This window comes from Pseudomonas sp. MWU12-2345 (genome assembly GCF_023242385.1).
GTDB classification, from domain to species: domain Bacteria; phylum Pseudomonadota; class Gammaproteobacteria; order Pseudomonadales; family Pseudomonadaceae; genus Aquipseudomonas; species Aquipseudomonas gingeri_D.
The window spans coordinates 121500-146656 of the sequence record NZ_JALLJA010000010.1 but is presented as its reverse complement, the minus strand read 5'-3'; the positions used below and the strand labels follow the sequence as shown (position 1 = coordinate 146656).

Sequence of the window (25157 nt, the reverse complement as noted above, 5' to 3'; positions counted from 1 at the left end):
AGGGCGCGTTAATCCATGGTTTTGCGCAGGTCGAGCATGATCTGGTCGAAGTAGTCGACGCGGATAAGGCCGATCCGCGGGTACTCGAAATCCAGGATCACATACAGCACACAGACCATCACCAGCGCATAACCCAGGCTGTACAGCCAGTTGCGCCTGGCCGTGCCGGCCATGTCGTAGCCGATGAACAGGGCGCTGACCAGGGTCAGGGCGACCAGCATCAGGTAGATCACCAGTGGCGGGTGGGTGTCCTGGGCCACTCCCCGGGTGGTGGTGATGTCGATCATCTGGTTGAGGGCTTGCAGCAGATTGGAGCCCAGCGCCGGCGTGGGCATCTGCGGCAGCGCGGCGACCGACTGTTTCCAGATCTCCAGCTGCAAGGCATTGCCCCGCGCGTTGTCCAGGCTGGAACGGTCGAGTTCGTTGAGGTCGCGGTAGTAGGCGATGCGTGCGTCCACATAGTCGCGAAACGCCTGGCGCAAGGCCGGTTGGTTGGCCGGCGGCAACAGGTCCAGGCGTAACCAGGCGGTGCCCATGGCGTTGGTTTCTTCGACGATCAGATTGCGCCGGGCATCCAGCCGGGTGGCCGCGCCGGAAAAGGTGAAGGCGATCAACAGCGCCAACAGGCCAAAAACCGCGCCTTCGATGGCGCTGGTGCCGGTCCGCGCACCCTCGGGGTCGAGGGCCAGATGGCGGTTGCCGATGCGGCGACCGATTTCAATAAACAGCACAATGGCGAGAAAAATCGCCAAGGCATACAGCGGAATGGCTGAAAGTGAGCGCATATGAAGATCCTGTGATGATCGTCAACGACTCGCCTGTACAGCCAATTCAGGACGGGATGCGCTCCAGTGTAGACAGCCGCCCGGGATTATTCCTGGGCAATCGACTCAAGAAACTCCGACCGTTCGTCGCTCTTGCTCGCCAGGCAGTCGTACTGGTCGATGGTGAACGGCTTGCTCCCGGGTTTGGCCGGCAGCGGCGCAATGGCGCAATCGGCATCCCGCGACTTGATCCAGAGCTGTTGGGCCGCCTGCAGCTTGCCAGTGATATCGGCTGCTTGCGCCTTGTCATTGGCGTATTGCGTCTTGACCCGCTCCAGCAGCGCTTCGAAGTTTTCCTTGAGCAATTGCTCGGCGGTGTTCTTGCTGTAGGTGGCGCACTCCAGGGTCTGCTGGTCGTTTTCGACCGCGTCGCAGGGCGAGTTGTCCGCGTCTTCGGCCGCGTGGGCACCCAGGCTGACAAGCGCCAAAGCCAGGAAAATCGATTTCATTGCGGCGTCCCGATCCTTGATCAAAAGAGGTGGCAGAGCGATGGAGGGCAATTCTGTCTCAAGCCCGGGCCAAAGAATAGTCGTACATGGACAAGTACTTAAACCTACGGGCCGGAAATGCCCATGGCAACGCCCCTTTGTCGCGGATTGACGCTTTCGGCAATTCCCCTGTCGTTTTTGCACCCGGCTCTCCGGTCCCCTGGGCATATGCTGACCCCAAAGCGCCGGCAGACGATTCGGCGCGTGAATCGCTAATAGGGGACAGCCTGATGAGCCCAGCCGAACTGCACGCCGACAGCATCGTTATCGACGGGCTGATCATTGCCAAGTGGAACCGCGAACTGTTCGAGGACATGCGCAAAGGCGGGCTGACCGCCGCCAACTGCACCGTGTCGGTGTGGGAGGGCTTCCAGGCCACCGTCAACAGCATCGCCTCGAGCCAGAAACTGATCCGCGAGAACAGCGACCTGGTGATGCCGGTGCGCACCACCGCCGATATTCGCAAGGCCAAGGAGCTGGGCAAGACCGGCATCCTCTTCGGCTTCCAGAATGCCCACGCTTTCGAAGACCAGATCGGCTATGTCGAGATCTTCAAGCAACTGGGCGTCGGCATTGTGCAGATGTGCTACAACACCCAGAACCTGGTGGGCACCGGCTGCTATGAGCGTGACGGCGGCCTGTCGGGCTTCGGTCGCGAGATCGTGGCTGAAATGAACCGCGTCGGCATCATGTGCGACCTGTCCCACGTCGGTTCCAAGACCAGCGAAGAAGTCATCCTCGAATCGAAGAAGCCGGTGACCTATTCCCACTGCCTGCCTTCGGGTCTGAAAGAACATCCGCGCAACAAGTCCGACGCCGAACTGAAGTTCATTGCCGACCATGGTGGTTTTGTCGGCGTGACCATGTTCGCGCCGTTCCTCGCCAAGGGCATCGATTCGACCATCGACGACTACGCCGAGGCCATCGAGTACGTGATGAATATCGTCGGCGAAGACGCCATCGGCATCGGCACCGACTTCACCCAGGGCCACGGCCAGGACTTCTTCGAATACCTGACCCACGACAAGGGCTACGCCCGTCGTCTGACCAGCTTCGGCAAGATCATCAACCCGCTGGGCATCCGCACCGTGGGCGAGTTCCCCAACCTCACCGAGACCCTGCTCAAGCGCGGTCACCCTGAGCGCGTGGTGCGAAAAATCATGGGCGAAAACTGGGTCACCGTCCTCAAGGACGTCTGGGGCGAATAACGCCGCGGTCTTTTCCCAACTGACACACACCCTGCGCGCCGGTCGCGCAGGGCGTAAGCGGCCAGCCGCGATCAACGAATTCTGGAGTGTTACCCATGGCTAAAATCGCCCCGCAACTGCCTATCGAAGTCGACAGCGAAACCGGTGTCTGGACGTCCGACGCCCTGCCGATGCTCTACGTGCCACGGCACTTCTTCGTCAACAACCACATGGGAATCGAAGAAGTCCTGGGTGCCGATGCCTACGCCGAGATCCTCTACAAGGCCGGCTACAAATCCGCCTGGCACTGGTGTGAAAAAGAAGCCGAATGCCATGGCCTGGAAGGCGTCGCGGTGTTCGAGCACTACATGAAGCGCCTGTCGCAGCGCGGCTGGGGCCTGTTCAAGATCCAGGACATTGACCTGGACAAAGGCACCGCCAGCGTCAAGCTCGAGCACTCGGCGTTCGTCTATGTCTACGGCAAGGTCGGGCGCAAGGTCGACTATATGTTCACCGGCTGGTTCGCCGGCGCCATGGATCAGATCCTGGCAGCACGCGGCAGCGCGATCCGTACCGTGGCCGAGCAGGTCTACGGTGGCTCCGAAGAAGGTCACGACGACGGCTTGTTCACCGTCAAGCCGTTGTAAGTCGAGGATCGCACCATGGCTTTCGAAGCAATGTTCCAGCCGATCCAGATCGGCAAACTGACCATCCGCAACCGCGTGCTCAGTACCGCCCACGCCGAGGTCTATGCCACCGACGGCGGCATGACCACCGAGCGTTATATCCGTTATTACGAAGAGAAGGCCAAGGGCGGCATCGGCCTGGCGATCTGCGGCGGTTCGTCCGTAGTGGCCATCGACAGCCCGCAGGAATGGTGGAGCTCGGTGAACCTGTCCACCGACCGCATCATCCCGCACTTCCAGAACCTGGCCGACGCCATGCACAAGCATGGCGCCAAGATCATGATCCAGATTACCCACATGGGTCGTCGCTCGCGTTGGGATGGCTTCAACTGGCCGACCCTGATGTCGCCCTCGGGCGTGCGTGAGCCGGTGCATCGTGCCACCTGCAAGACCATCGAGCCGGAAGAGATCTGGCGGGTGATCGGCAACTACGCCCAGGCTGCGCGCCGGGCCAAGGAAGGCGGTCTCGACGGCGTCGAACTGTCCGCCGTGCACCAGCATATGATCGACCAGTTCTGGAGCCCGCGGGTCAACAAGCGCACCGACGAATGGGGCGGTACCTTCGAAGGCCGGATGAAGTTCGGCCTGGAAGTGCTCAAGGCCGTGCGCAAGGAAGTCGGTGACGATTTCTGCGTCGGCATGCGTATCTGTGGTGACGAGTTCCACCCGGATGGCCTGTCCCACGAGGACATGAAGCAGATCGCCAAGTATTACGATGACACCGGCATGCTCGATTTCCTCGGTGTGGTCGGCTCGGGTTGCGACACCCACAACACCCTGGCCAACGTGATCCCGAACATGAGCTTCCCGCCGGAGCCGTTCCTGCACCTGGCGGCCGGGATCAAGGAAGTGGTCAAGGTCCCGGTGCTGCACGCGCAGAACATCAAGGACCCGAACCAGGCGACCCGCATTCTTGAAGGCGGTTATGTCGATATGGTCGGCATGACCCGCGCGCATATCGCCGACCCGCACCTGATCGCCAAGATCAAGATGGGCCAGATCGACCAGATCAAACAGTGCGTCGGTGCCAACTACTGCATCGACCGCCAGTACCAGGGCCTGGACGTACTCTGTATCCAGAACGCCGCGACCTCCCGTGAATACATGGGCGTGCCGCATATCATCGAGAAATCCACCGGGGTCAAGCGCAAGGTGGTGATCGTCGGTGCCGGCCCTGCCGGGATGGAGGCCGCTCGCGTGGCCGCCGAACGTGGGCACGATGTGACCCTGTTCGAGAAGAAGGACGCCATTGGCGGGCAGATCACCACGGCTTCGAAAGCGCCGCAGCGTGACCAGATCGCCGGTATCACCCGCTGGTTCCAGCTGGAGCTGGCGCGTCTGAAGGTCGACCTGCGTCTGGGCACCGCTGCTGATGCGGCGACTATCCTCGACCTGCGTCCGGATATCGTGGTGCTGGCCGTCGGCGGGCATCCGAACCTGGAACAGAACGAACACTGGGGCGCCGCCGAAGGGCTGGTGGTCAGCAGCTGGGACGTGCTCGATGGCAAGGTCGCACCGGGCAAGAACGTGCTGGTCTACGACACCATCTGCGAGTTCACCGGTATGTCGGTGGCCGACTTCCTCGCCGACAAGGGCAGCCAGGTGGAAATCGTCACCGACGATATCAAGCCGGGCGTGGCGATTGGCGGTACGTCGTTCCCAACCTACTACCGCAGCATGTACCCGAAAGAAGTGATCATGACCGGCGACATGATGCTGGAAAAGGTCTATCGCGAGGGCGACAAGCTGGTGGCGGTGCTGGAGAACGAATACACCGGCGCCAAGGAAGAGCGGGTGGTGGACCAGGTGGTGGTGGAGAACGGCGTGCGTCCGGACGAGGAAATCTACTACGGGCTCAAGGAAGGTTCGCGCAACAAGGGCCAGATCGATGTCGAAGCCCTGTTCGCGATCAAGCCGCAGCCTTCGCTGAGCGAGTCGGGCGACGGTTACTTGCTGTTCCGCATCGGCGACTGTGTGGCCCAGCGCAACACGCACGCGGCGATCTATGACGCGTTGCGTCTGTGCAAGGATTTCTAAGCCAACCTCCTGTAGGAGCCGGCTTGCTGGCGATGAACGATAACGCGGACTGCCTGATGCACCGCGTCGCCTGAATCGCCAGCCAGCCGGCTGTTACCGAGCCCCGAGGTCTTTGGGAGCTGCACCATGTTGAACACCCTTCTTCCCATCCTGTTGTTTGCCGCCCTGGGCCTTGCCGTCCTCGGCGCGCTGCGGCGGGTAGCCATGTGGCGTCGCGGTCGACCGTCGAAAGTCGATCTGCTCGGCGGCCTTTTCGCCATGCCCAAGCGCTATATGGTCGATCTGCACCATGTGGTGGCGCGGGACAAATACATTGCCAACACCCACGTTGCCACGGCCGGTGGTGCAGTGGCATCCATCGTCCTGGCGATCCTGGTGCACGGTTTCGGCCTGCATAACCGCATCCTCGGCTATGCCTTGCTGCTGATGTCGGCGGTGATGTTTGTCGGTGCGATCTTTGTTTACCTGCGTCGCCGCAACCCGCCTTCCCGTCTGTCGAAAGGCCCGTGGATGCGCCTGCCGAAAAGCCTGCTGGCGTTCTCGGCGTCGTTTTTCCTGGTGACCCTGCCGGTGGCCGGTATCCTTCCGGAAGATTTCGGCGGCTGGGTATTGGCCGTGATCCTCGGCATCGGTGTGCTGTGGGGCGTGTCGGAGCTGTTTTTCGGCATGACCTGGGGCGGTCCGATGAAGCATGCCTTCGCCGGTGCCCTGCACCTGGCCTGGCACCGTCGCGCCGAACGCTTCGGCGGCGGCCGTTCCACCGGCCTCAAGCCGCTGGACCTGAGCGACCCGAAAGCGCCGCTGGGCGTGGAGAAACCCAAGGACTTCACCTGGAACCAACTGCTGGGCTTCGACGCCTGCGTGCAGTGCGGTAAATGTGAAGCCGCCTGCCCGGCATTCGCCGCCGGCCAGCCGTTGAACCCGAAAAAGCTGATTCAGGATATGGTGGTCGGCCTGGCCGGCGGCACCGACGCGAACTTCGCCGGCAGCCCGTATCCGGGCAAAGCCATCGGCGAGCATTCAGGTAACCCGCATCAGCCGATCGTCAACGGCCTGGTGGACGCCGAGACCCTGTGGTCCTGCACCACCTGCCGCGCCTGCGTCGAGGAATGCCCGATGATGATCGAGCACGTCGATGCCATCGTCGACATGCGCCGTCACCTGACCCTGGAAAAAGGCGCGACCCCGAACAAGGGGGCCGAAGTCCTGGAAAACCTGATCGCCACCGACAACCCCGGCGGTTTCGCCCCGGGCGGTCGGATGAACTGGGCGGCGGACCTGAACCTCAACCTGCTCGGCGAGAAGAAAACCACCGACGTGCTGTTCTGGGTCGGCGACGGTGCCTTCGACATGCGCAACCAGCGCACCCTGCGTGCTTTCGTCAAAGTGCTGAAGGCGGCCAAGGTCGACTTCGCGGTACTCGGCCTGGAAGAGCGCGACAGCGGTGACGTGGCCCGGCGCCTGGGTGATGAGGCAACCTTCCAGCTGTTGGCCAAACGCAATATCCAGACCCTGGCCAAATACAGCTTCAAGCGCATCGTCACCTGCGACCCCCACAGTTTCCATGTGCTGAAAAACGAATACGGTGCTTTCGGCGGCGAATACCTGGTGCAGCATCACAGCACCTATATGGCCGAACTGATCGGCGCCGGTGCCCTGAACCTCGGGCAGCACAAAGGCAACAGCGTGACCTATCACGATCCGTGCTACCTCGGCCGCTACAACGGCGAGTATGAAGCGCCCCGTGACGTACTGCGGGCCCTGGGGATCGAGGTCAAGGAAATGCAGCGTTCCGGTTTCCGTTCCCGTTGCTGCGGCGGCGGTGGCGGCGCGCCGATCACCGATATTCCCGGCAAGCAGCGGATTCCCGATATGCGCATGGACGACATCCGCGAAACCGGTGCCGAACTGGTGGCGGTCGGTTGCCCGCAATGCACGGCGATGCTCGAAGGCGTGGTCGAACCGCGTCCGCTGATCAAGGACCTGGCCGAACTGGTGGCCGACGCCCTGCTTGAAGAAGCGGCGCCGAGCAAACCAGCCCCCAAGCGTGAACCCGCGGAGGTGCACTGATGAGCGATATTATCCGCCGGGACCCTCGCGCCGAGTGGATCGCCCGTAACCGCCTGCACCCGTTGCACGCGGCCATGCAACCGCAGCAACAGAGCTGGATGGGGCCTAACGGCCTGGTCCGCAAGAATGTCCATGGCGTCGGTTTTATCGGCCCCAACGGTATCAAGCGCATCGACCGCAGCGGCGCCCAGCAGGGCGGCGCCACCAAGCGTTCGGCCAGCGTCGAAGTGCAATTGCCGCTGCATCAGGTGCTGCAACCGGCGTTCTATATCAGCGTGGTGCCGGATATGGTCGGCGGTCGCCTGAGCAGCCACGACCGCGACCTGCTGGGTCTGGCCCATCAGATGGCGGGCAAGGACGGCGCGGTGCTGGCGGTGGTCTTTGGCGAGCACAAGGAGTCCGCCTTCGAAACCGCCGGCGTCGACCGCCTGCTGGTGCTCGACGGCAATGAGTTCAGCGGTTATTCACCGGAACAACGGGTCCAGGGTCTGCGGGCTGTGGATAACCAGTTCAATCCCCGTCACTGGTTGCTGCCGGACAGCCGCAGCGGTGGTGGCGAACTGGGCCGCCGCCTGGCCGCGAGCCTGGGTGAGCGCCCGGCCACGCGGGTCTGGCAGGTCAAGGGCGAGGAGTGCATCGGCCGTGCCGGTGCAGGCCTGCAGGACTTGGCGCGACCCTTGGCCCGGTTGATCCTGGCCGCCGCCGAATGCGCCGAGCCGGTCAGCGAAACCCGTCACGAAGCCTTGCCCGTGGAGTTATCCACAAGCGTGGTGCGCAGCTTGCCGAGGATCGAAGATCTCGGCGCGGTGGCGGTGGACCCAGGGGCGATTCCCATGGCCGAAGCCGAATTTATTTTCTCCGGCGGCAACGGGGTCAAGGACTGGGCGCTGTTCCACGAAACAGCGGCGGCCCTGGGCGCCACCGAGGGCGCGTCGCGGGTGGCTGTGGACGATGGCTTCATGTCCCGCGACCGTCAGGTCGGCGCCAGCGGCACCTGGGTCACCGCGCGGGTCTATGTGGCCGTGGGGATTTCCGGGGCGATCCAGCACCTGCAAGGCATCGGTGCCTGCGACAAGGTGGTGGCGATCAACCTCGATCCGGGTTGCGACATGATCAAGCGCGCCGACCTGTCGGTGATCGGCGAAAGCAGCGAGATCTTCCGCGCCCTGATCGCGGCGGTGACGGCATACCGCAACGGCGCCAAGCGCGATGCGGCTTAAGGTAGGGATGACGTCATGAGTACGAATGTAATCAGCCTGGTCTCCATCGGCGCCCACCCCACCTCCGGCCGCGCCCGTCGCGCCGAACAGGATGCCCGCGCGGTGGAACTGGGTTTGCAACTGGCTGGGGATAACTTGCAGGTGGTGCATGCCGGCGATGTCTCGGAGCCGGCGCTGCGGGCTTACCTGGGCATGGGCCTGGACGAATTGCGGGTGCTGGAACAACCGGCCGGCGCCGATGCGCTGCCAGTCCTGACCGATTATCTGCGCGACGCCGGCGCCCAGTTGGTGCTCACCGGCAGCCAGGCGGAAACCGGTGAAGGCTCGGGCATGCTGCCGTTCCTGCTGGCGGAAAACCTCGGTTGGCCGCTGGTGGTGGGCTTGGCCCAGGTCGAGTCCATCGAACACGGCGTGGCCCATGTGCTGCAAGCTTTGCCACGGGGGCAGCGGCGCCGTTTGAAAGTCCGTCTGCCGTTTCTCGCGACGGTGGATAACGCCGCGCCCAAGCCACGGCAGAGCGCCTACGGCCCGGCGCAACGGGGTGTGCTGCAGGCCGAGGAAGTGGAGGTGCTGGAGGATGAGTTATTCACAGGCGCCTTGCTGCAACCGGCCAAGCCACGGCCCAAGCGCTTGAAGGTGATCAAGGCCAAGAGCGGCGCCGACCGGATGAAAGCGGCCACGGCCAAGGCCAGCGGCGGCGGTGGGCAGGTGCTCAAGGGCGTCAGTGCCGAGGCCGGGGCCGATGCCATTCTCAAGCTGCTGATCGAGGAAGGCGTGCTGCGCTGAAGCCCGTTCAGCGCCGTGTAGATCGGTACAGCACCAACAACTCACGGTAGTAGTGCCACACCTGCAACGCATAGTGCTCGCGTCCGTCGCCCTGCTCCGGCAGGGCGCCGGCGTTGTAGGCGCCCACGGCCTGCCAGCCGTAACCCAACTGCTGAATAAACTGCGCCAGAATCCAGGCCCCGACCATGACACTGGTACAGGGCTCGCTCTGCAGCTTCTTCTCGTCTATACCAAAGGCCGCCAGGCGCGGCAGATGCCGGCTGTTGATCTGCATCAGGCCGATGTCCCGGCTGCCGTCGCGGTTGGTATTGAGCGCCGCCGGGTTCATGCCCGACTCGACCTGGGCGATGGCATAGAGCAGCAACGGGTCGATGTGATAACGCTCTCCGGCCTCCTGAAAGCAGTTGGCCTCGGCGCTGACGGCCAGGATCAGGTAGAAGACGACGAGCAGGGTGTATGGATGGCGCATTGGGCTCCCTCGCAAAGCGTGAGGCCAAGACACCTCCACTACAAGAACATGGCGCGCTATGGACAGAGTGTAGCCGCGTGTTCGATGACGTCATTTCCCTCCGGATGAAAGATAAACCCCTGCCTGACAGCCAAGTTTCCACAGAGACTGTGGGTCGGCCTGTGGATAAGGTGTTTGTGCATGGCTACAGCCCATGCCAATCAACGCCTGTAGCCCTTCGTACGAAAAATGATCAACCTAACCGACGGTTTTTATTCGAATTTTTATGTGGATAAGGGCGTTGTCGGGTTTCGCTTGGGCGCCGACTTGTTAACAAAGTCTGTTGGCGTATATGTGGATAAGATGTTTGCTGTCCTCTGTAGGCCTTGTTTTATATGACCTGTAGAGGATTGCTCAAAAAACGCCCAAACAGGCCTTTTACGGCACTCGACCGGCCTGAAACCTTCATATCTCGCGGCTTTCAGCGGTTTTCCACAGATGAGTGGAAAAATGCCCGACTTGCACACAAAGTCTGTTGGCGCTTCTGTGGATAAGGTGTTCGCGGTCCTCTACAGGCCTTTAAAAACGTGGCCTGCAAGGTTTTGATTAAAAAACGATCAAAGACTGCCTGAATAGACCTTTCTGAATAAGTCACGGATTTTATTCAGATTCCTTCAGTGTCGACGGTGCATAAAGCGCTACTTGCGCACATTTACTGTGGGTGGCTCTGTGGATAAGTTGTTCGCTAAGGCCGCAAAGCCCCGGTTCTTATAGCCCATAGCGCTATAGATCAAATTTCATACAGTTCTAAGGGTGTTTATTGACACCCTCTTGGGCGCCACCTTGACTCAAGGCTCAGGTACACAACGTTTCTGCCAGCCATGCCCACGCTCAGGGAGATAGTCATGACACGGATTTCGACATCCATCAGTGAAATCAAGGAACGCTACGACGTCATCGTGATCGGTTCCGGTTACGGCGGCGGTATCGCTGCTTCGCGGCTGGCGCGGGCCGGGAAGACTGTCTGCCTGCTGGAGCGCGGGCGCGAGATCCAGCCGGGGGAATACCCCAACACCATGATCGCGGCGACGGAGGAGTTGCAGGTGCATGACCCGGACGGCCATATCGGTTCGCGCACTGGTCTGTTCGACCTGCACGTCAATGCCCAGCAGAACGTGGTGGTCGGTTGCGGCCTGGGCGGGACTTCGCTGATCAATGCCAACGTGTCCCTGGAGCCGGAGCCGGGGGTCTTCGAGGACCCGCGCTGGCCCCAGGCGGTACGCGATCACCGTGACACGCTGCTCGCCGAAGGTTATGCGCGGGCCCGGGAAATGCTCAAGCCCAATCCGTATCCGGCCTCCGGACCGAAACTGGCGAAGCTGGACGCCAACCGCAAGTCGGCGGACTTTCTCGAGGAAAAAGCGCATTTCTATACGCCACCGATCAACGTGACCTTCGACAAGCTGCCCAACAACCTCAACCATGTTGGCGTCGAACAGCTGCCGTGCAACCAGTGTGGTGACTGCGTCTCGGGCTGTAACAACAAAGCCAAGAACACCACCTTGATGAACTATCTGCCGGATGCCTGGAATCACGGCGCGGAGATTTTCTGCCAGGCCGAGGTGCGCCATCTGGAGCGTGACGGTGACGGCTGGATCGTGCACTTCCAGTACCTGGACAGCGGCCGGGAAAAATTCTCGGCACCGACCCTGTTTGTCAAAGCCAACGTGGTGGTGGTTTCCGCCGGCACCCTGGGTTCCACGGAAATCCTCCTGCGTTCGCGCAGCAAGGGCGTGCCGATGTCCGACCAGCTCGGCGAAAACATGAGCGGCAACGGCGATATCCTCGGCTTCGGCCACAATTGCGAGCAGACCATCAACGGCATCGGTTTCGGCGCCCACTCGGCCAAGGAGATGGAGCCGGTCGGGCCGTGCATCACCTCGATCATCGATATGCGCACCGAAGGTGACTGGCGCAGTCGCATGGTGATCGAGGAGGGCTCGATCCCGGGCGCGCTGGGGCGGCCGATGGTGCCGGCCATGGCCGGGTTTGCCGGGATGATCGGCGAGGCCACCGACAAGGGCGTCAGCGCCCAGCTCCACTACAAGGCCCGCGAGGCCGAGAGCTTTCTGCGCGGCCCGTATTACGGCGCGCTGCACAATATGCAGACCTACCTGATCATGAGTCATGACGACGGCAAGGGCCGAATGCTGCTGGACGACAAGGACCAGCTGCGTATCGACTGGCCCGGGGTGGGCGAGCAGGAGAACTTCAAGCTCGGCAACGAGCGCCTGCATCAGTCGACCAAGGCCCTGGGCGGGGTCTGGGTGCCGAACCCGATCTGGACCAAGTTGCTCAAGCACAGCATCGTCTCGGTACACCCGTTGGGTGGCTGCGTGATGGGCGAGGATGCCGCGCAAGGCGTGGTCAATCACAAGGGCCAGGTGTTCAGCGGGAGCCACGGCGATGCGGTTTATCCGGGGCTGTATGTGACCGACGGGGCGGTGATTCCGACCTCGCTGGCGGTCAACCCGCTGCTGACCATCTCGGCGGTCAGCGAGCGCAACATGGGCCTGCTGGCCGCCGATCGCGGCTGGGTCATCGACTACCGCCTGCCCTCGGCACCGCGCAAGCCGGTGCCGCCGCCGACCCTGGGGGTGCAGTTCACCGAAACCATGAAGGGTTATTTCTCCAAGGACTTCACCCAGCCCCAGGGCACCGACCTGGCGGTCTACCAGGCGGCCGCCAAGAGCGGCGAGGCGCAGAACTCACCCATCGAGTTCACCCTGACCATCACCGGCAACGACCTCAATCGCCTGATCAAGGAGCCGGAGCATGCCGCGACCCTGGTCGGCACCCTCAATGCCCCTGCGCTGTCGCCTTATCCGCTGACTGCCAGCAACGGCGTGTTCAATCTGTTCGAGCAGTACCAGGAACAGGTCGGCGTGCGCCATATGAACTACGACATGAAGCTGACCGCCGAGGACGGTCGCGACTATTTCTTCAGTGCCTTCAAGACCGTGCCCGAAGACAACGGTGTGCTGAATATCTGGCCGGACACCAGCACCCTTTACGTCACGCTCTACCAAGGCCCGGACAAGACCGGCGCGGTGATCGGCTCCGGGGTCATGCATATCAAGCCCGCCGACTTCGCCAAGCAGATGACCACCATGAAGGTGCTCAATGCCCGTAACGAGCGCGAGCGCATCGAGGCCCTGGCGCGTTTCGGCAAGTTCTTCGCCGGGATTCTCTGGGAAAGCTACGGCGGGGTGTTTGCCGGCGATATCTACTTCAACCCGGACGCGCCGCCCCGGCACAAGCGGCCGCTGGATGCGCCGGTGCCGACCGTGCATTTCTTCGAGACCGAGGACCAGGTGCAACTGCGCCTGACCCGTTACCAGGCCGGCAGCAAAGGCCCGGTGATGTTGGTGCATGGGTTGGGCGTGGGCTCGAATATCTTCTCCACCGATACCATCCAGACCAACCTGCTGGAGTACCTGTGCAAGCACGACTACGACGTCTGGCTGCTGGATTTCCGGGTCAGCATCCTGTTGCCGGCGAGCAAGCACGAGTGGAACGGCGACCAGATCGCCCAGTACGACTACAAGGCGGCCATCGCGCAGATTCGCCAGGCCACCGGGGCCCGGGATGTGCAGTGCGTGGTGCATTGCTATGGCGCCACGACCTTCTTCATGTCGATGCTGGCGGGACTGCAGGATGTGCGCTCGGTGGTCTGCTCGCAGATTGCCGCGGACACGGTGGTGGCCACGGCGACCGGGATCAAGGCCGGCCTGCACCTGCCGGGGGCGCTGGAGGCGGTGGGCATCAAGTCGCTGACCGCCTATGCCGACAGCAAGGAGAGCTGGTTCAACAAACTCTATGACAAGGCCCTCAACGTCTATGCGCGGATCGAGGCCCAGGGTTACTGCACCAATCCGGTCTGTCACCGGATCACCTTCATGTATGCCTCGCTGTACCGTCACGACACCCTCAACGAAACCCTGCACGACAACCTGCATGAATTGTTCGGCGAGTCGAATATCCAGACCTTCGAGCACCTGGCGCTGATCTGCCGCAAGGGGCACCTGGTGGACTTCAAGGGCAACGACGTCTACATGCCGCATTTCAGCCGGCTGCAATTGCCGATCTGTTTTATCAGTGGCGCCGATAACCAGTGCTATTTGCCGGAGAGCACGGAGAAGACCTACGACCGGCTGGTGGATCTGCATGGCCCCGAGTTGTTCAGCCGCCATGTGGTGCCGGGTTATGGTCATATCGACTGCATGTTCGGCAAGAACGCGGTGGTCGATGTGTATCCGCTGATCCTTGAACATCTGGAGAAAACCGCGCTGGGCTGATGCGCATCAGTCTCGAAAACGCCGCCACACCTTGTAGGAGCAGGGCTTGCCCGCGAAAGGGCCGGTGCGGGTTATCCAGGAGATCAGGTTGATAATACTGGCCTCTTCGCGGGCAAGCCGGGACGCCGGACCGCCTGCTCCTACAGATCTGTGTAAAGCCGCACCCCCGGTGATCGGCCGGAAGAAATGGATTGGCAAGGAAGGGTGATATGGACAATTACATCCGTTGGTTCCAACGCTTTATCTGGATAGGCATCGTGATGAACATGGTGTTCGCACTGCCTGCCCTGTTCGCCCCGGCGCTGCTGACCTCGGTGGTCGGCCTGCCGCCGGTGCTCTCGGACCCCTGGCTGGAAAACGCCGGCATGTTGCTGGTGGGGATCAGCCTGTTCTACATGCCGTCGGGCTTCAACGCCCCGCGCTTCGTGATCCACTCCTGGTTATGCGTCTTGAGCCGGCTGGTCGCCGTGGCGTTCTGGATCTACCTGATCGACACCAGCAACACCCCCACGGTGTTCGTGCCCATGCTCTACGGCGACCTGAGCATGTTCCTGATCCTGGGCGTCACGCTCTTCATGGGCAGCACGCCGGCCCACCGGCCCTGGGCCTTGCTGGTCGATGGCTGGCATGCCTGGTGCCAGGGTTGGGAAGCCCGCTGGCATCGCCACGGCTTTCGGGTCGGCCTGCTGATCACCCTGCTGGTGCTGGGTTTTATCGGCTACGAAACCTGGTACAACATGCTGCGGGTGGTGCCCGAAGAGAAATTCGCCTCCGACGAAGACCACTTCAAGTACGCCGCCATCGGCCTGGGCATCGAAGCGCGAATCCCTTATTACCTGTTTGCCGTGCTGCCGCAGATGTGCCCGGAAAAAATGCCCAAGCCCGGTGGCTGGGAGGCGTTCGGCTTCCTCTATGAAAACGGTCGCGACCTGCCCATCGGCATGGCCAAGCGGCAGATCGGCTACCCGACCGTGGAACCCAACTGCGCCCTGTGCCACACCGGCTCCTACCGCGCCTCGGCCAGCGATGTGGCCAAGCCGATCGCCACCGCGCCGGCCAATACCCTGCAACTGCAAGCCTTCCAGTGGTTCGCCTACGATTGCGCCAGCGACCCGAAATTCACCACCGATGCGCTGATGACGGCGATCAACGCCAAGTTCCAGCTGGGCGTCTTCGAGCGCCTGTACAACCGCTACCTGATTATCCCCATGGCCAAGACCGCGCTGCTCAAGCAGAAGCAGGCCTACGCCTGGCAGAAACTGCGGCCGGCACAAGGGCCCGGGCGTACCGACACCTTCAACCCGACCAAAATGGTGGTCTTCGGTTTCCCGGATGACTCGACCATCGGCACCGTCGACCTGCCGCAGATCTGGAACCAGAAGCCGCGCGAATCGCTGTACCTGCACTGGGACGGCAACAACAACGATATCCACGAGCGTAACTACGCCGCGGCCATGGCCGTGGGCGCGACGCCGCAGTCGGTGTTGCCGGAGAGTTTCAATCGGGTCACCCAGTGGTTGCTCGGCACCAAGCCGCCGGCCTGGCCGTTCGCTTTGGACCAGGCGCGGGTAGCCCAGGGCAAGCCGATCTGGGATAACAACTGTGCGGGCTGCCATGAGTTCGGCAAGGCCGACACCGGCCAGGTCACCACCCAAATCGACCAACTGGGCACCGACCCCCATCGCCTGGATTCCTTCACCGTCGGCCTCGTGCAGGCGTTCCATGGCTTCAAGAAACCGCCATTCGATTTCAACGCTTATCGCAAGACCCAGAGCTACAGCAACACCCCCACCGACGGCATCTGGATGCGCGCGCCGTACCTGCACAACGGTTCGGTGCCGAGCCTGTGGGACCTGTTGCAGACACCGGACAAACGGCCGGTGGTGTTCAACACCGGCTCGGATGTCTACGACCCGGTCAAGGTCGGTTTCATCACCAGCGGTGCCCAGGTCCAGGCGCCGACCTACTTCAGGTATGACACACGCCTGGAGGGCAACCACAACAGTGGCCACCTGTACGGGACCCAACTGACCGACGCCGAGAAATGGGCGCTGATCGAATTCATGAAGACGTTGTAGGGAGACAGCCATGAACTTGCCTCACTTGGAACATGAACTTGCGAAAATCCGCGTCCGTCTCAGTGGCCTGAAAGCTCGGTTGGAGTTGTCCTGGAAAAAACTCACCAGTGACATCGAGCCCGAGGAATTCCAGGCTATCCAGGCGTTGTTGCAACGCGGGCATGACCAGGCCCAATACGTACTGGACCATGGCGACCTGCCGACGGACGAGCCGGTGGTGCCCTGGGAGTTGTCCCATGGGTTGTCGATCCTGCATATGGGCAACGCCAAGGCCTTGCCGACCTCGGAGTCGCAGCTGCAAACCCGGGTCCTCAAGGACGGCACGTTGCTGGGCTGTCGCAAATGGGAGTTGCTCGACCTGCTGTGGAGCGAGGCGTTGATCAAGTGGATCGAGAACCTGCGGCGCCATGCGCCGTTTGCCACCACGCCGATGGTGATGATGATCGACAACGACGTGACCCTGGCGATTGCCGGCGACTGGGGCACCGGGCCCTTTGAAAGCCATGCCCCGGCGGTCAATGTCGCCAACCAGATGCAGTTGGCCCAGGCCGATTTCACCATTCACCTGGGCGACGTCTACTACGCTGGCACCGGCTCCGAGGAAGATGTCGACATGGCCGGCTGGCCGATGGGCAAGCACGGCGCCTTCACCCTCAACTCCAACCATGAGATGTACAGCGGCGCCCATGGTTATTTCGCGGAGCTCAACTCACGGTTCCCGATGCAGCAGGGCACCAGTTATTTTGCGTTGTACAACGATGACTGGCTGATTGTCGGACTGGATTCGGCCTATGCCTCCGCGCCGCTCGGTCTTTATATGGACGGTACCTTGAACCAGCAGCAGATCGACTGGATGAAGAGCCTGCCCAAGGGCAAGAAGTTGCTGGTGCTGAGTCATCACCAGGGTTTCGATATCAGTGGGGCAAACAAGACCACGCTGTATCAGCCGGTGTGTGATGCCTTGGGCCGGGTACCGGATTATTGGTACTGGGGGCACCTGCATAATGGGATTGTGTATGCCGAGCAGGGCGGGTTACGGGCGCGTTGTGCCGGGCACGGGGCGATTCCCTATGGCGTGACCAGCGAGCTGGATGGCAATGAGCGGGTGCTGTTTTCCGAAGTGCAGAATGCCATGGACGACGAATACCCGGAGCGGGTGCTCAATGGGTATGTGAAGGTGCGGTTGAGCGGGGAGAATATTATCGAGGAGTTTATTGGCGAGGATGGGTCGGTGAGGTGGGCGTCTCACGGGTAGATCTGTGGTGACTGTACTGGCGTCTTCGCGGCGGTGCGGCGATCCGACAAGCCCAGCTCCTACAGGTCGGTGTCGTGCACAAATGCAGTGAACGACGTCAATTTGTAGGAGCAGGGCTTGCCCGCGAAGCTTTTGCTCTTAGCCGTGCACCGGCACACCCTTGAGGTACGGCGCAGGCTCGGCCCCCAGGTTGCTCAACAGCCGCTCGCTGTACCAATCCACAAAGTTGACCACGCCAAACTCATAGGTCTTCGAGTACGGCCCTGGCTGGTAGGCCGTGGAGTTGATACCGCGCTGGTTTTCCTCGGCCAGGCGACGGTCCTGGTCGTTGGTCGCATCCCAGACTTCACGCATGCGCGCCACGTCATAGTCCACGCCTTCGACCGCATCCTTGTGTACCAGCCACTTGGTGGTCACCATGGTTTCCTGGGCGCTGATCGGCCACACGGTGAACACGATGATGTGATCGCCCATGCAGTGGTTCCACGAGTGCGGCAGGTGCAGGATGCGCATCGACCCCAAATCCGGGTTCTTGATCCGGCCCATCAGCTTCTTGCAGCCCTGCTGGCCGTCCATGGTCATGGACACGGTGCCCTTGAGCAGCGGCATGCGCACGATCCGGTTACGCAGGCCGAAGCTGGCGTGGGCGTAAGGGATCTTCTCGGCTTCCCAGGCCACGGTGCATTCGGCCACGTGGTCCTTGAATTTCTGGTCGGCCCGCGGGTCGGTGACGTCGTCCCATTCCAGCAGGGTCTTCAGCAGTTCCGGGTGGGAGCCGCCGCAGTGGTAGCACTCGCGGTTGTTTTCCAGCACCAGCTTCCAGTTGGCCTTCTCCATCAAGGTGGTTTGCACCGCCACCTTGGTGTTTTCCATGTCGTAGGGTTCCATGTAGTGGTTCAGGGTCGTCAGGAACTCATCGATGGCGGGCGGGTTTTCCGCCAGGCTGATGAAGATGTAGCCGCCGGAGGTTTTCACGTGCACCGGCTTGAGGCCGTACTGCTTCATGTCGAAGTCGGCGCCCATCTCGGTGCCGGCGAACAGCAGGCGCCCGTCCAGTTCGTAGGTCCACTGGTGGTAGTGGCAGACCAGCTTGGCGACCTTGCCCTTGTCGCTGGTGCACAACCGCGAACCGCGGTGGCGGCAGACGTTATGGAAGGCGTGGACCACGCCGTCGGCGCCGCGAATCACGATGATCGGGTTCTTGCCGATCTGCAGGGTCATGTAGTTGCCCTTGGTCGGGATTTCGCAGGTCATGCCGGCGATCAACCACTCTTTCTGAAAGATTTCCTGCATATCGATTTCGAACAGCCGCTCATCGGAGTAGAACGGTTGCGGCAGGGAGAAGGTGCGTTCGCGCTCTTGCAGCATTTGCGCGGTGGCCTTGCGTGCGGGTTCCAGCGGATCGCCCAGGCTCAGGGTTGCGGTGACGTCCATCGATTTAGTCCTCATGGCCATGCGGTGTGGCCGGCGAATAGTGGCTGATACGGTTAGCACGCAAGTACGGAAATACATTGGATCATTTGCGATGGAGTGTGCGGCTGGCAGCGACATGAACCTTATCCATGGGCGACATGGCCGAATCCGTTCCCGACGCGCAACCCCCGGTCGTTGCGGGCTGGTCGCGATAAGCATGCCAATGTCGCGGATAGGTAAATGGTCGCTTCGACCCTTGCGCAGAATCGCCAACATAGAGCCGACAGTCGGCGGTGGAGAACAATATGTCGAACAACTTCCTCAATCCGGTAACAACCCAGACCTGGGCCAACGGTCGGCATATCGTGCGCTGCGTGAAGGTCATCCAGGAAACCTGGGATGTGCGCACCTTCTGCTTCATGGCTGACCAGCCGATCATGTTCTTTTTCAAGCCGGGGCAGTTTGTCACCCTGGAGCTGGAAATCGAAGGTGAGCCGATCATGCGTTCCTACACCATTTCCAGCTCGCCCTCGGTGCCCTACAGCTTTTCGGTGACCATCAAGCGCGTGCCCGGCGGCAAGGTTTCCAACTGGTTGCACGATACCCTGCACGAAGGCCAGGAGCTGGCGGTGCACGGTCCGGTGGGGCTGTTCAACGCCATCGACTTCCCGAGCCCCAAGGTGCTGTACCTGAGTGGCGGCGTCGGTATCACCCCGGTGATGTCCATGGCCCGCTGGTTCTACGATACCAACGGCAATGTCGACATGGTGTTTATCCACAGCGCCCGTTCGCCCAAGGACATCATCTATCACCGCGAGCTGGAGCATATGGCCTCGCGGATCGATAACTTCAGCCTGCACCTGATTTGTGAAAAGCATGGTTTGGGCGAGCCGTGGGCCGGTTATCGCGGTTATCTGAACCACAAGATGCTGGAGTTGATGGCGCCGGACTTCCTGGAACGTGAGGTGTTCTGCTGCGGGCCGACGCCGTATATGAACGCGGTGAAGCGTTTGCTGGAAGCGGCCGGGTTCGATATGAGCCGCTACCACGAAGAGTCGTTCGGTGCGACGCCGCCGGAGGCTCGTGCCGACGCGGTGGAACAGGCCGAACAGGCTGCAGAGGCACCGGAAGTGGATGCGGCGGATCTGCATCAGGTGGAGTTCACCGCGACTGGCAAGAGCATTCGCGTGGCACCGGGGGAAACCGTGCACGCGGCGGCGGCCAAGCTTGGCCTGATGATTCCCAAGGCCTGCGGCATGGGCATCTGCGGGACCTGCAAGGTGCTGAAGCTGGGCGGCGAAGTGGAGATGGAGCACAACGGCGGGATCACCGACGACGATGTGGCCGAGGGTTATATCCTGTCGTGCTGCAGCGTGCCGAAGGGTGATGTGCGGATCGAGTATTAACTGAAGCACCGCGGTCCCCTTGTGGCGAGGGGGCTTGCCCTAATGTTAAGGCCGAACACGGCCCCTGTAGGAGCATGGCTTGTCGGGACGCCGCATCGCAGCGAAGAGGCCCGTAAGACCGCCAAAAGCTTCGCGGGCAAGCCCTGCTCCTACAGTCCGCGTGAACCGGATAATCGCTTGGGTCTTGAGGTTTACAGACTGAACCGCGCCACCATGCTGTTCAAATCCACCGCCAGGCGCGACAGCTCATTGCTCGCGGCGCTGGTCTGGTTTGCCCCGGTCGCCGATTGCACCGACAGATCGCGGATATTCACCAGGTTGCGATCCACCTCGCGGGCCACCTGAGCCTGCTCTTCCGCGGCACTGGCGATCACCAGATTGCGCTCGTTGATCTCGACGATGGCCGTATTGATGGTATCCAGCGCCATCCCCGCGCCCTTGGCGATATTTAAGGTCGACTCCGCCCGCTCGGTGCTGTTGCGCATCGAATCCACCGCCTGCTCGGTCCCGCCCTGGATACTGCCGATCATCCGCTCGATTTCGCTGGTGGACTGCTGGGTCCGGTGCGCCAGGGCACGAACCTCATCCGCCACCACGGCAAAACCACGCCCGGCTTCCCCGGCCCGTGCCGCTTCAATCGCCGCGTTCAAGGCCAGCAGGTTGGTCTGGTCGGCCAGCCCGCGGATCACATCCAGTACCTTGCCGATATCCTGGGATTCCTTGGCCAGGTTACCGATCAGCGTTGCGGTGCTTTGCACATCGCTGCTCATGCGTTCGATGGCGCCGACGGTTTCCTGCACCAGGTCACGACCGTCGCCGGCCGAGGCGGTGGCGTTCTTCGACGCTTCGGAAGTGCTCACGGCATTGCGCGCGACTTCTTCCACGGCGCTGGTCATTTCATTGACCGCCGTGGCGGCCTGTTCGATCTCGTTGTTCTGCCGTACCAGGCCCTTGGCGCTTTCGTCGGTGACGGCGTTCAGCTCTTCCGCCGCCGAAGCCAGCTGGGTCGCGGAACCGGAAATCCGTTGCAGGGTGTCGCGCAGTTTCTGCTGCATCTTGACCATGGCCTGCAACAGGCGCCCGGCTTCGTCGTTGCCCTCGACCTTGATCGGCCGGGTCAGGTCGCCTTCGGCGATCTGCTCGGCGGCGGTCAGGGCGTCGGCGATAGGGTGGGTGATGCTGTTGGTCAGCAACCAGGCGAGCAGGAGGGTCAGGCCGGTGGCGGCCAGCAGCAAGCCCACCACCATATTGAACGCCGAGGCGTATTGGTCGGCGGCTTGTTGATGGGTGTCGTCGGTCTGCTGGGTATTGATCTCCACCAGCTTGGTGAGCACGGTGTTGACCTGTTCGGAGTTGGCCAGCAAGTCGCTGTTGATCAGGGCTGCCAGTTCAGTGACCTGATTGTTGCGCGACAGGCTTTTCATCCGATCTTCAAGCTGGCGGTACTGGCCGAGCACCTGCACATAGCGGTCGTAGGCCACGCGCTCTTCAGGGCTGCTGATCAGTTTTTCGTAGATGGCCTGGGCCTTGCCGATCTGCTGGTTGCGCAGGGTGAACAGGTCGAGGATTTTCTGTTGCTCGTCGGGCGCGCGGTTGGTCACCAGGCGATAGGACAGCACCCGCAGGCGCAGGGTCAGTTGGGTGAGGTCGTCGAGGCTCTTGATGCTCGGCACGCTGTTGGTACTGAGCTCTTCGGCGGCGCCACGGATCTTGCTCATCTGGTTCAGGGCAAATATCCCCAGGATCAGCATCAGCGCGCCGATCAGGGAGAAGCTGAGGAAGGCGCGCGGGGCGATGTTCATGTTGCGTAGGGACATGGTGGCTACCTGAGAGGAGGGCGCATTCCGTGCGACTTTTAAGGCGTGTCTGAATGACCTATCGGTCATTCGACTAAAGTCTTAAGCCCCTGCGCGTATTTGTCGCAGGCGGAGGTTTCCGACAGGGGGTGGGGAACATGTCCTGGCAATCGCAGTCCCTAAGGTTCCAGGAAAAGCACCCCGCCAGGAAAATCAAGGCTTTGCGACAGTTTTCCCCTGGCAAACAGGGGGGCTTTTCTTTATCGTACGCGCCCTTTGAAACTGCCCGAGAGATCAAGAAAATGTTGGAAGCTTCCCTGAGTCAATTGGAACAACTGGTCAGCGAGCTGGTTCAGCAAAAACAGGAACTGTTGGCCGCCAATACCGCGCTGAGCACCGAGCTGGCCCAGGCCAAGGACGAAAACGAAAGCCTGCAACTGAGCCTGATGGAACAGGAAGAAAAGCACGGCGCCACCGCCGCCCGTATCCAGGCGCTGGTCGAGCGTGTCAGCGCAGGTCCCGTGAGCGCATGAGAACCAGCAGCGATGGGGTGACCGTCATCTCGATCCTCGGCGAGGAGTACTCGATCAAGGCCCCCGCCGGCCAGGAGCGGACCTTGCAGGACGCGACGGTAATGCTCCGGGCGGCGTTGGCCGACACCAAGAAGAAGTTCCCCACGCTGATCGGCGACAAGCTGCTGGTATTGGCGGCGTTGAACCTGTGTTCGCAGCAGATCGAAGCACAGCAGCGTCACCGTGAGGAGCTCGACCGTTATCAAGAGCAGGTCAACGCCACGGTCGATGTGATTGCGCGGTCAGTGGGGCAGCCGGGATAGTTTCGTGGGGGCCGTATTGGCTGTCTTGGGCCGAATAGGGAACGTTGACGGCGATCAAGGCCCGCTTATATGGAGGGTTCATTTATCCGTGTTGAACCGGTGAGCCGTATTGACGACCTCCCTTGGATAAATGAACCCGGCATACCCGGCACCAGGGCTATGGCATTCAGGCTGGGCGTTTTAGAAGTGTCTCAATATGGGTTGGTGTTGGAGATGTTTGTACGAATAAAACAAGATCCCAACTGAAACTTAGATTTTGCAGGAGAGCCTTCTCGGTTACATTTCCATGGTGATTCTGACCGTTAATACGTACGGCGATATAATCACCGACCTGTGCGCTAACAAGAATCTCACGGTGCGCTTCATTGGTTGGAACTTCAAATTGCGGAAGATTGTCGAAGAAAATCAGAATTTCTAGTGGTTGTGGCATGGCAAGTAACCTCAATTATTTATTCCAGGTAGGGTTATTTCCTATGCCTTAATCGATACTGCCGAGCGCTCACTGCCTGTCTCATCGCTCAAGGTCGCACCGATATTATTTTGACGTGCGGGACAGCGTCTACTGTCAGAACTGACAGTAGACGTGGCAGGGCTTTTATGTTCTCGAACTTGAGGTGATATGGCGGAGAGTAGAGATTGTTTTTTATAGGTTTTATTTTTTACGGCTGAGTATTTGGAGATGGATTATTTCCATCGCCGATCAGAGGAGAGGGTTTTATTATTAAAGGTTATAAAAAAACTGGTGTGTCTGTGGGTTGAAGAGGTCGACCTGATATATCGCGCTTTATCTTAAGATAAAGCGCGATTAAAAGCGGTCGGGTCAGATCGACATGACTTCCCGAATATCCGCCGCCAGTTCCCGTACCCGTGCTTCCTCGGTGTCCCACGAGCACATGAAGCGCGCGCCGCCCTTGCCGATGAAGGTGTAGAAGCGCCAGCCCTTGGCAGTCAGCGCGGCGATGGCCGATTCTGACAGTTGCAGGAACACGCCATTGGCCTCCACCGGGAACATCAGTTCCACACCGGGAATATCCTTGACCAGGCTGCTGAGCAACTGCGCGCAGTGGTTGGCGTGGCGTGCGTGCTTGAGCCAGGCGTCGTTTTCCAGCAGGCCGACCCAGGGCGCCGAGAGAAAGCGCATTTTCGAGGCCAACTGCCCGGCCTGCTTGCAGCGATAGTCGAAATCCACCGCCAGGTCGTGATTGAAGAACAGGATCGCTTCACCCACCGCCATGCCGTTTTTCGTGCCGCCGAAGCACAGCACGTCGACGCCGGCCTTCCAGGTCAGTTCGGCCGGGGTGCAGCCGAGGTAGGCGCAGGCATTGGAGAACCGCGCGCCGTCCATGTGCAGGTGCAGGCCGAGTTCCTTGCAAGTGGCGCTGATGGCGCGGATTTCATCCGGGGTGTAGACGCTGCCGACTTCGGTCGCTTGAGTCAGGGTCACCACGCGCGGCTTGGGGTAGTGGATGTCCTGGCGCTTGAGGGCAATTTCGCGGATCGAGTCCGGGGTCAGCTTGCCGTTTTCGGTGCGCGCGGTGAGCAGCTTGGAGCCGTTGGAGAAAAACTCCGGCGCGCCGCACTCGTCGGTCTCGACGTGGGCGGTCTCCGAGCAGATCACGCTGTGGTAGCTCTGGCACAACGACGACAGGGCCAGGGAGTTGGCCGCGGTGCCGTTGAAGGCGAAGAACACTTCACTGTCGGTTTCGAACAGCTGGCGGAAGCCGTCGGCGGCGCGCTGGGTCCATTCGTCGTCGCCGTAGGCGCGCTGGTGGCCGTGGTTGGCCTGTTCCATGGCGGCCCAGGCCTCGGGGCAGATACCGGAATAGTTGTCGCTGGCGAATTGTTGGCTCTTGTCGGTCATGGCCCGGTCCTTGTGAACGATTATGGTGCGCACTGTAACCAGAATTGACCTTATCGCACAGGCACAGTTTCCGTAGGAAAAGCCTCTATAGATCGAAAGGTTGACGCTGTCCTTGTAGGAGCAGGCGGTCCGGCGTTCCGGCTTGCCCGCGAAGGCGACGGTATTATCAACCCGATCTTTCGGATAGCCCGCACCGGCCTCTTCACGGGCAAGCCCAGCTCCTACAGGGGTTGTGGCGTTTTCAATATCCCTGTTCCAGACGCTGTTCGGCCCTCGACTATCTCAGCGCGCCAAGCCATGTCGTAAACGCACCTTTGCGTGGCGTCCATAGGCATTTGATCGGTCTGCGTCGGCCCTACCATCGCATTCAAAGGGCACTGCCGTCAGGCAACGGCCCCACTGATAAAAA

At 61.2% G+C, this 25157-nt stretch carries 19 protein-coding genes; 12 read left to right on the top strand and 7 right to left on the bottom strand.

Translation table 11 applies throughout. From position 1 onward, the window contains the following. Positions 1 to 8 precede the first annotated feature (8 nt). Positions 9 to 785, bottom strand: coding sequence for a DUF4239 domain-containing protein (locus tag M5C71_RS20355; protein ID WP_248768605.1), 777 nt, complete (start codon positions 783 to 785; stop codon positions 9 to 11). Between the two features lie 86 nt (positions 786 to 871). Next, the gene (locus tag M5C71_RS20350; protein ID WP_103495258.1) at positions 872 to 1273 is read right to left on the bottom strand and encodes a lysozyme inhibitor LprI family protein; all 402 of its coding nucleotides are present in this window, start codon (positions 1271 to 1273) and stop codon (positions 872 to 874) included. Positions 1274 to 1542: 269 nt separating this feature from the next. On the opposite strand from M5C71_RS20350, the gene M5C71_RS20345 reads away from it, so the two are divergent. The 6 genes from M5C71_RS20345 to M5C71_RS20320 all read left to right on the top strand — a co-directional run bounded on the left by M5C71_RS20345 (position 1543) and on the right by M5C71_RS20320 (position 9298). Then, positions 1543 to 2520 (top strand): dipeptidase, encoded by a 978-nt coding sequence (locus M5C71_RS20345; RefSeq protein ID WP_100942521.1) that lies wholly within the window; start codon positions 1543 to 1545, stop codon positions 2518 to 2520. 95 nt (positions 2521 to 2615) lie between these two features. Then, positions 2616 to 3146, top strand: a complete 531-nt coding sequence (locus M5C71_RS20340) for a DUF5943 domain-containing protein (protein WP_100942520.1) — start codon at positions 2616 to 2618, stop codon at positions 3144 to 3146. Between the two features lie 15 nt (positions 3147 to 3161). Next, positions 3162 to 5222: a dimethylglycine demethylation protein DgcA gene (gene dgcA, locus M5C71_RS20335; RefSeq protein WP_152741111.1), complete on the top strand. Its 2061-nt coding sequence runs from the start codon at positions 3162 to 3164 to the stop codon at positions 5220 to 5222. 126 nt (positions 5223 to 5348) lie between these two features. Further along, on the top strand, positions 5349 to 7292 hold the full coding sequence (dgcB, locus tag M5C71_RS20330; RefSeq protein WP_103495260.1) for a dimethylglycine demethylation protein DgcB: 1944 nt from the start codon (positions 5349 to 5351) through the stop codon (positions 7290 to 7292). Further along, entirely contained in the window at positions 7292 to 8512 is a 1221-nt protein-coding gene (locus tag M5C71_RS20325) for an electron transfer flavoprotein subunit alpha/FixB family protein (RefSeq protein WP_248768604.1), read from the top strand. Before dgcB ends, M5C71_RS20325 begins: the two co-directional genes overlap by 1 nt. A 15-nt stretch (positions 8513 to 8527) precedes the next feature. Then, positions 8528 to 9298, top strand: a complete 771-nt coding sequence (locus M5C71_RS20320; protein ID WP_103495262.1) for an electron transfer flavoprotein subunit beta — start codon at positions 8528 to 8530, stop codon at positions 9296 to 9298. A gap of 7 nt (positions 9299 to 9305) precedes the next feature. On the opposite strand, the gene M5C71_RS20315 is transcribed toward M5C71_RS20320, so the two are convergent. Beyond that, positions 9306 to 9767, bottom strand: coding sequence for a transglycosylase SLT domain-containing protein (locus tag M5C71_RS20315; protein WP_248768603.1), 462 nt, complete (start codon positions 9765 to 9767; stop codon positions 9306 to 9308). A gap of 884 nt (positions 9768 to 10651) precedes the next feature. Between M5C71_RS20315 and M5C71_RS20310 the strand changes: the two genes are divergently transcribed. The 3 genes from M5C71_RS20310 (at position 10652) to M5C71_RS20300 (ending at position 17437) form a co-directional block, all read left to right on the top strand. Then, positions 10652 to 14104 carry an alpha/beta fold hydrolase gene (locus tag M5C71_RS20310; protein WP_248768602.1) on the top strand — a complete coding sequence of 1151 codons (3453 nt, stop codon included), beginning with the start codon at positions 10652 to 10654 and terminating at the stop codon, positions 14102 to 14104. A gap of 209 nt (positions 14105 to 14313) precedes the next feature. Further along, complete coding sequence (locus M5C71_RS20305) at positions 14314 to 16182, top strand: hypothetical protein (protein WP_103495265.1); 1869 nt, start codon at positions 14314 to 14316, stop codon at positions 16180 to 16182. Between the two features lie 10 nt (positions 16183 to 16192). Then, complete coding sequence (locus M5C71_RS20300) at positions 16193 to 17437, top strand: metallophosphoesterase (protein ID WP_103495266.1); 1245 nt, start codon at positions 16193 to 16195, stop codon at positions 17435 to 17437. Between the two features lie 138 nt (positions 17438 to 17575). On the opposite strand, the gene gbcA is transcribed toward M5C71_RS20300, so the two are convergent. After that, complete coding sequence (gbcA, locus tag M5C71_RS20295) at positions 17576 to 18871, bottom strand: glycine-betaine demethylase subunit GbcA (RefSeq protein ID WP_103495267.1); 1296 nt, start codon at positions 18869 to 18871, stop codon at positions 17576 to 17578. 284 nt (positions 18872 to 19155) lie between these two features. Here gbcA and gbcB point away from each other — a divergent pair, with 284 nt between their 5' ends. Continuing rightward, on the top strand, positions 19156 to 20256 hold the full coding sequence (gene gbcB, locus M5C71_RS20290; RefSeq protein ID WP_103495268.1) for a glycine-betaine demethylase subunit GbcB: 1101 nt from the start codon (positions 19156 to 19158) through the stop codon (positions 20254 to 20256). 191 nt (positions 20257 to 20447) lie between these two features. Here the strand turns inward: gbcB and M5C71_RS20285 are convergent, their stop codons facing one another. After that, positions 20448 to 22073: a methyl-accepting chemotaxis protein gene (locus tag M5C71_RS20285; protein ID WP_248768601.1), complete on the bottom strand. Its 1626-nt coding sequence runs from the start codon at positions 22071 to 22073 to the stop codon at positions 20448 to 20450. 281 nt (positions 22074 to 22354) lie between these two features. On the opposite strand from M5C71_RS20285, the gene M5C71_RS20280 reads away from it, so the two are divergent. Continuing rightward, positions 22355 to 22585, top strand: a complete 231-nt coding sequence (locus tag M5C71_RS20280) for a hypothetical protein (protein ID WP_100938572.1) — start codon at positions 22355 to 22357, stop codon at positions 22583 to 22585. After that, a complete protein-coding gene (locus tag M5C71_RS20275) occupies positions 22582 to 22887 on the top strand; it encodes a cell division protein ZapA (RefSeq protein WP_103498192.1) in 306 nt (101 codons plus the stop codon). The genes M5C71_RS20280 and M5C71_RS20275 overlap by 4 nt, the downstream gene beginning before the upstream one ends. Positions 22888 to 23053: 166 nt before the next feature. Here M5C71_RS20275 and M5C71_RS20270 read toward each other — a convergent pair whose 3' ends face one another. Both M5C71_RS20270 and M5C71_RS20265 read right to left on the bottom strand, forming a co-directional pair. After that, on the bottom strand, positions 23054 to 23317 hold the full coding sequence (locus M5C71_RS20270) for a hypothetical protein (RefSeq protein ID WP_248746617.1): 264 nt from the start codon (positions 23315 to 23317) through the stop codon (positions 23054 to 23056). Positions 23318 to 23707: 390 nt separating this feature from the next. Continuing rightward, positions 23708 to 24748, bottom strand: coding sequence for a low specificity L-threonine aldolase (locus M5C71_RS20265; RefSeq protein ID WP_248768600.1), 1041 nt, complete (start codon positions 24746 to 24748; stop codon positions 23708 to 23710). Positions 24749 to 25157 lie beyond the last annotated feature (409 nt).

What these genes read in the sequence shown, in the direction of transcription:
- dgcA (WP_152741111.1), top strand. Translation starts at nt 3,162, where the DNA reads ATGGCTTTCGAAGCAATGTTCCAGCCGATCCAGATCGGCAAACTGACC.
- M5C71_RS20280 (WP_100938572.1), top strand. Translation starts at nt 22,355, where the DNA reads ATGTTGGAAGCTTCCCTGAGTCAATTGGAACAACTGGTCAGCGAGCTG.
- gbcB (WP_103495268.1), top strand. Translation starts at nt 19,156, where the DNA reads ATGTCGAACAACTTCCTCAATCCGGTAACAACCCAGACCTGGGCCAAC.
- M5C71_RS20315 (WP_248768603.1), bottom strand. Translation starts at nt 9,767, where the DNA reads ATGCGCCATCCATACACCCTGCTCGTCGTCTTCTACCTGATCCTGGCC.
- M5C71_RS20340 (WP_100942520.1), top strand. Translation starts at nt 2,616, where the DNA reads ATGGCTAAAATCGCCCCGCAACTGCCTATCGAAGTCGACAGCGAAACC.
- M5C71_RS20275 (WP_103498192.1), top strand. Translation starts at nt 22,582, where the DNA reads ATGAGAACCAGCAGCGATGGGGTGACCGTCATCTCGATCCTCGGCGAG.
- M5C71_RS20310 (WP_248768602.1), top strand. Translation starts at nt 10,652, where the DNA reads ATGACACGGATTTCGACATCCATCAGTGAAATCAAGGAACGCTACGAC.
- M5C71_RS20270 (WP_248746617.1), bottom strand. Translation starts at nt 23,317, where the DNA reads ATGCCACAACCACTAGAAATTCTGATTTTCTTCGACAATCTTCCGCAA.
- gbcA (WP_103495267.1), bottom strand. Translation starts at nt 18,871, where the DNA reads ATGGACGTCACCGCAACCCTGAGCCTGGGCGATCCGCTGGAACCCGCA.
- M5C71_RS20305 (WP_103495265.1), top strand. Translation starts at nt 14,314, where the DNA reads ATGGACAATTACATCCGTTGGTTCCAACGCTTTATCTGGATAGGCATC.
- M5C71_RS20355 (WP_248768605.1), bottom strand. Translation starts at nt 785, where the DNA reads ATGCGCTCACTTTCAGCCATTCCGCTGTATGCCTTGGCGATTTTTCTC.
- M5C71_RS20265 (WP_248768600.1), bottom strand. Translation starts at nt 24,748, where the DNA reads ATGACCGACAAGAGCCAACAATTCGCCAGCGACAACTATTCCGGTATC.
- M5C71_RS20345 (WP_100942521.1), top strand. Translation starts at nt 1,543, where the DNA reads ATGAGCCCAGCCGAACTGCACGCCGACAGCATCGTTATCGACGGGCTG.
- M5C71_RS20285 (WP_248768601.1), bottom strand. Translation starts at nt 22,073, where the DNA reads ATGTCCCTACGCAACATGAACATCGCCCCGCGCGCCTTCCTCAGCTTC.
- M5C71_RS20320 (WP_103495262.1), top strand. Translation starts at nt 8,528, where the DNA reads ATGAGTACGAATGTAATCAGCCTGGTCTCCATCGGCGCCCACCCCACC.
- M5C71_RS20300 (WP_103495266.1), top strand. Translation starts at nt 16,193, where the DNA reads ATGAACTTGCCTCACTTGGAACATGAACTTGCGAAAATCCGCGTCCGT.
- dgcB (WP_103495260.1), top strand. Translation starts at nt 5,349, where the DNA reads ATGTTGAACACCCTTCTTCCCATCCTGTTGTTTGCCGCCCTGGGCCTT.
- M5C71_RS20350 (WP_103495258.1), bottom strand. Translation starts at nt 1,273, where the DNA reads ATGAAATCGATTTTCCTGGCTTTGGCGCTTGTCAGCCTGGGTGCCCAC.
- M5C71_RS20325 (WP_248768604.1), top strand. Translation starts at nt 7,292, where the DNA reads ATGAGCGATATTATCCGCCGGGACCCTCGCGCCGAGTGGATCGCCCGT.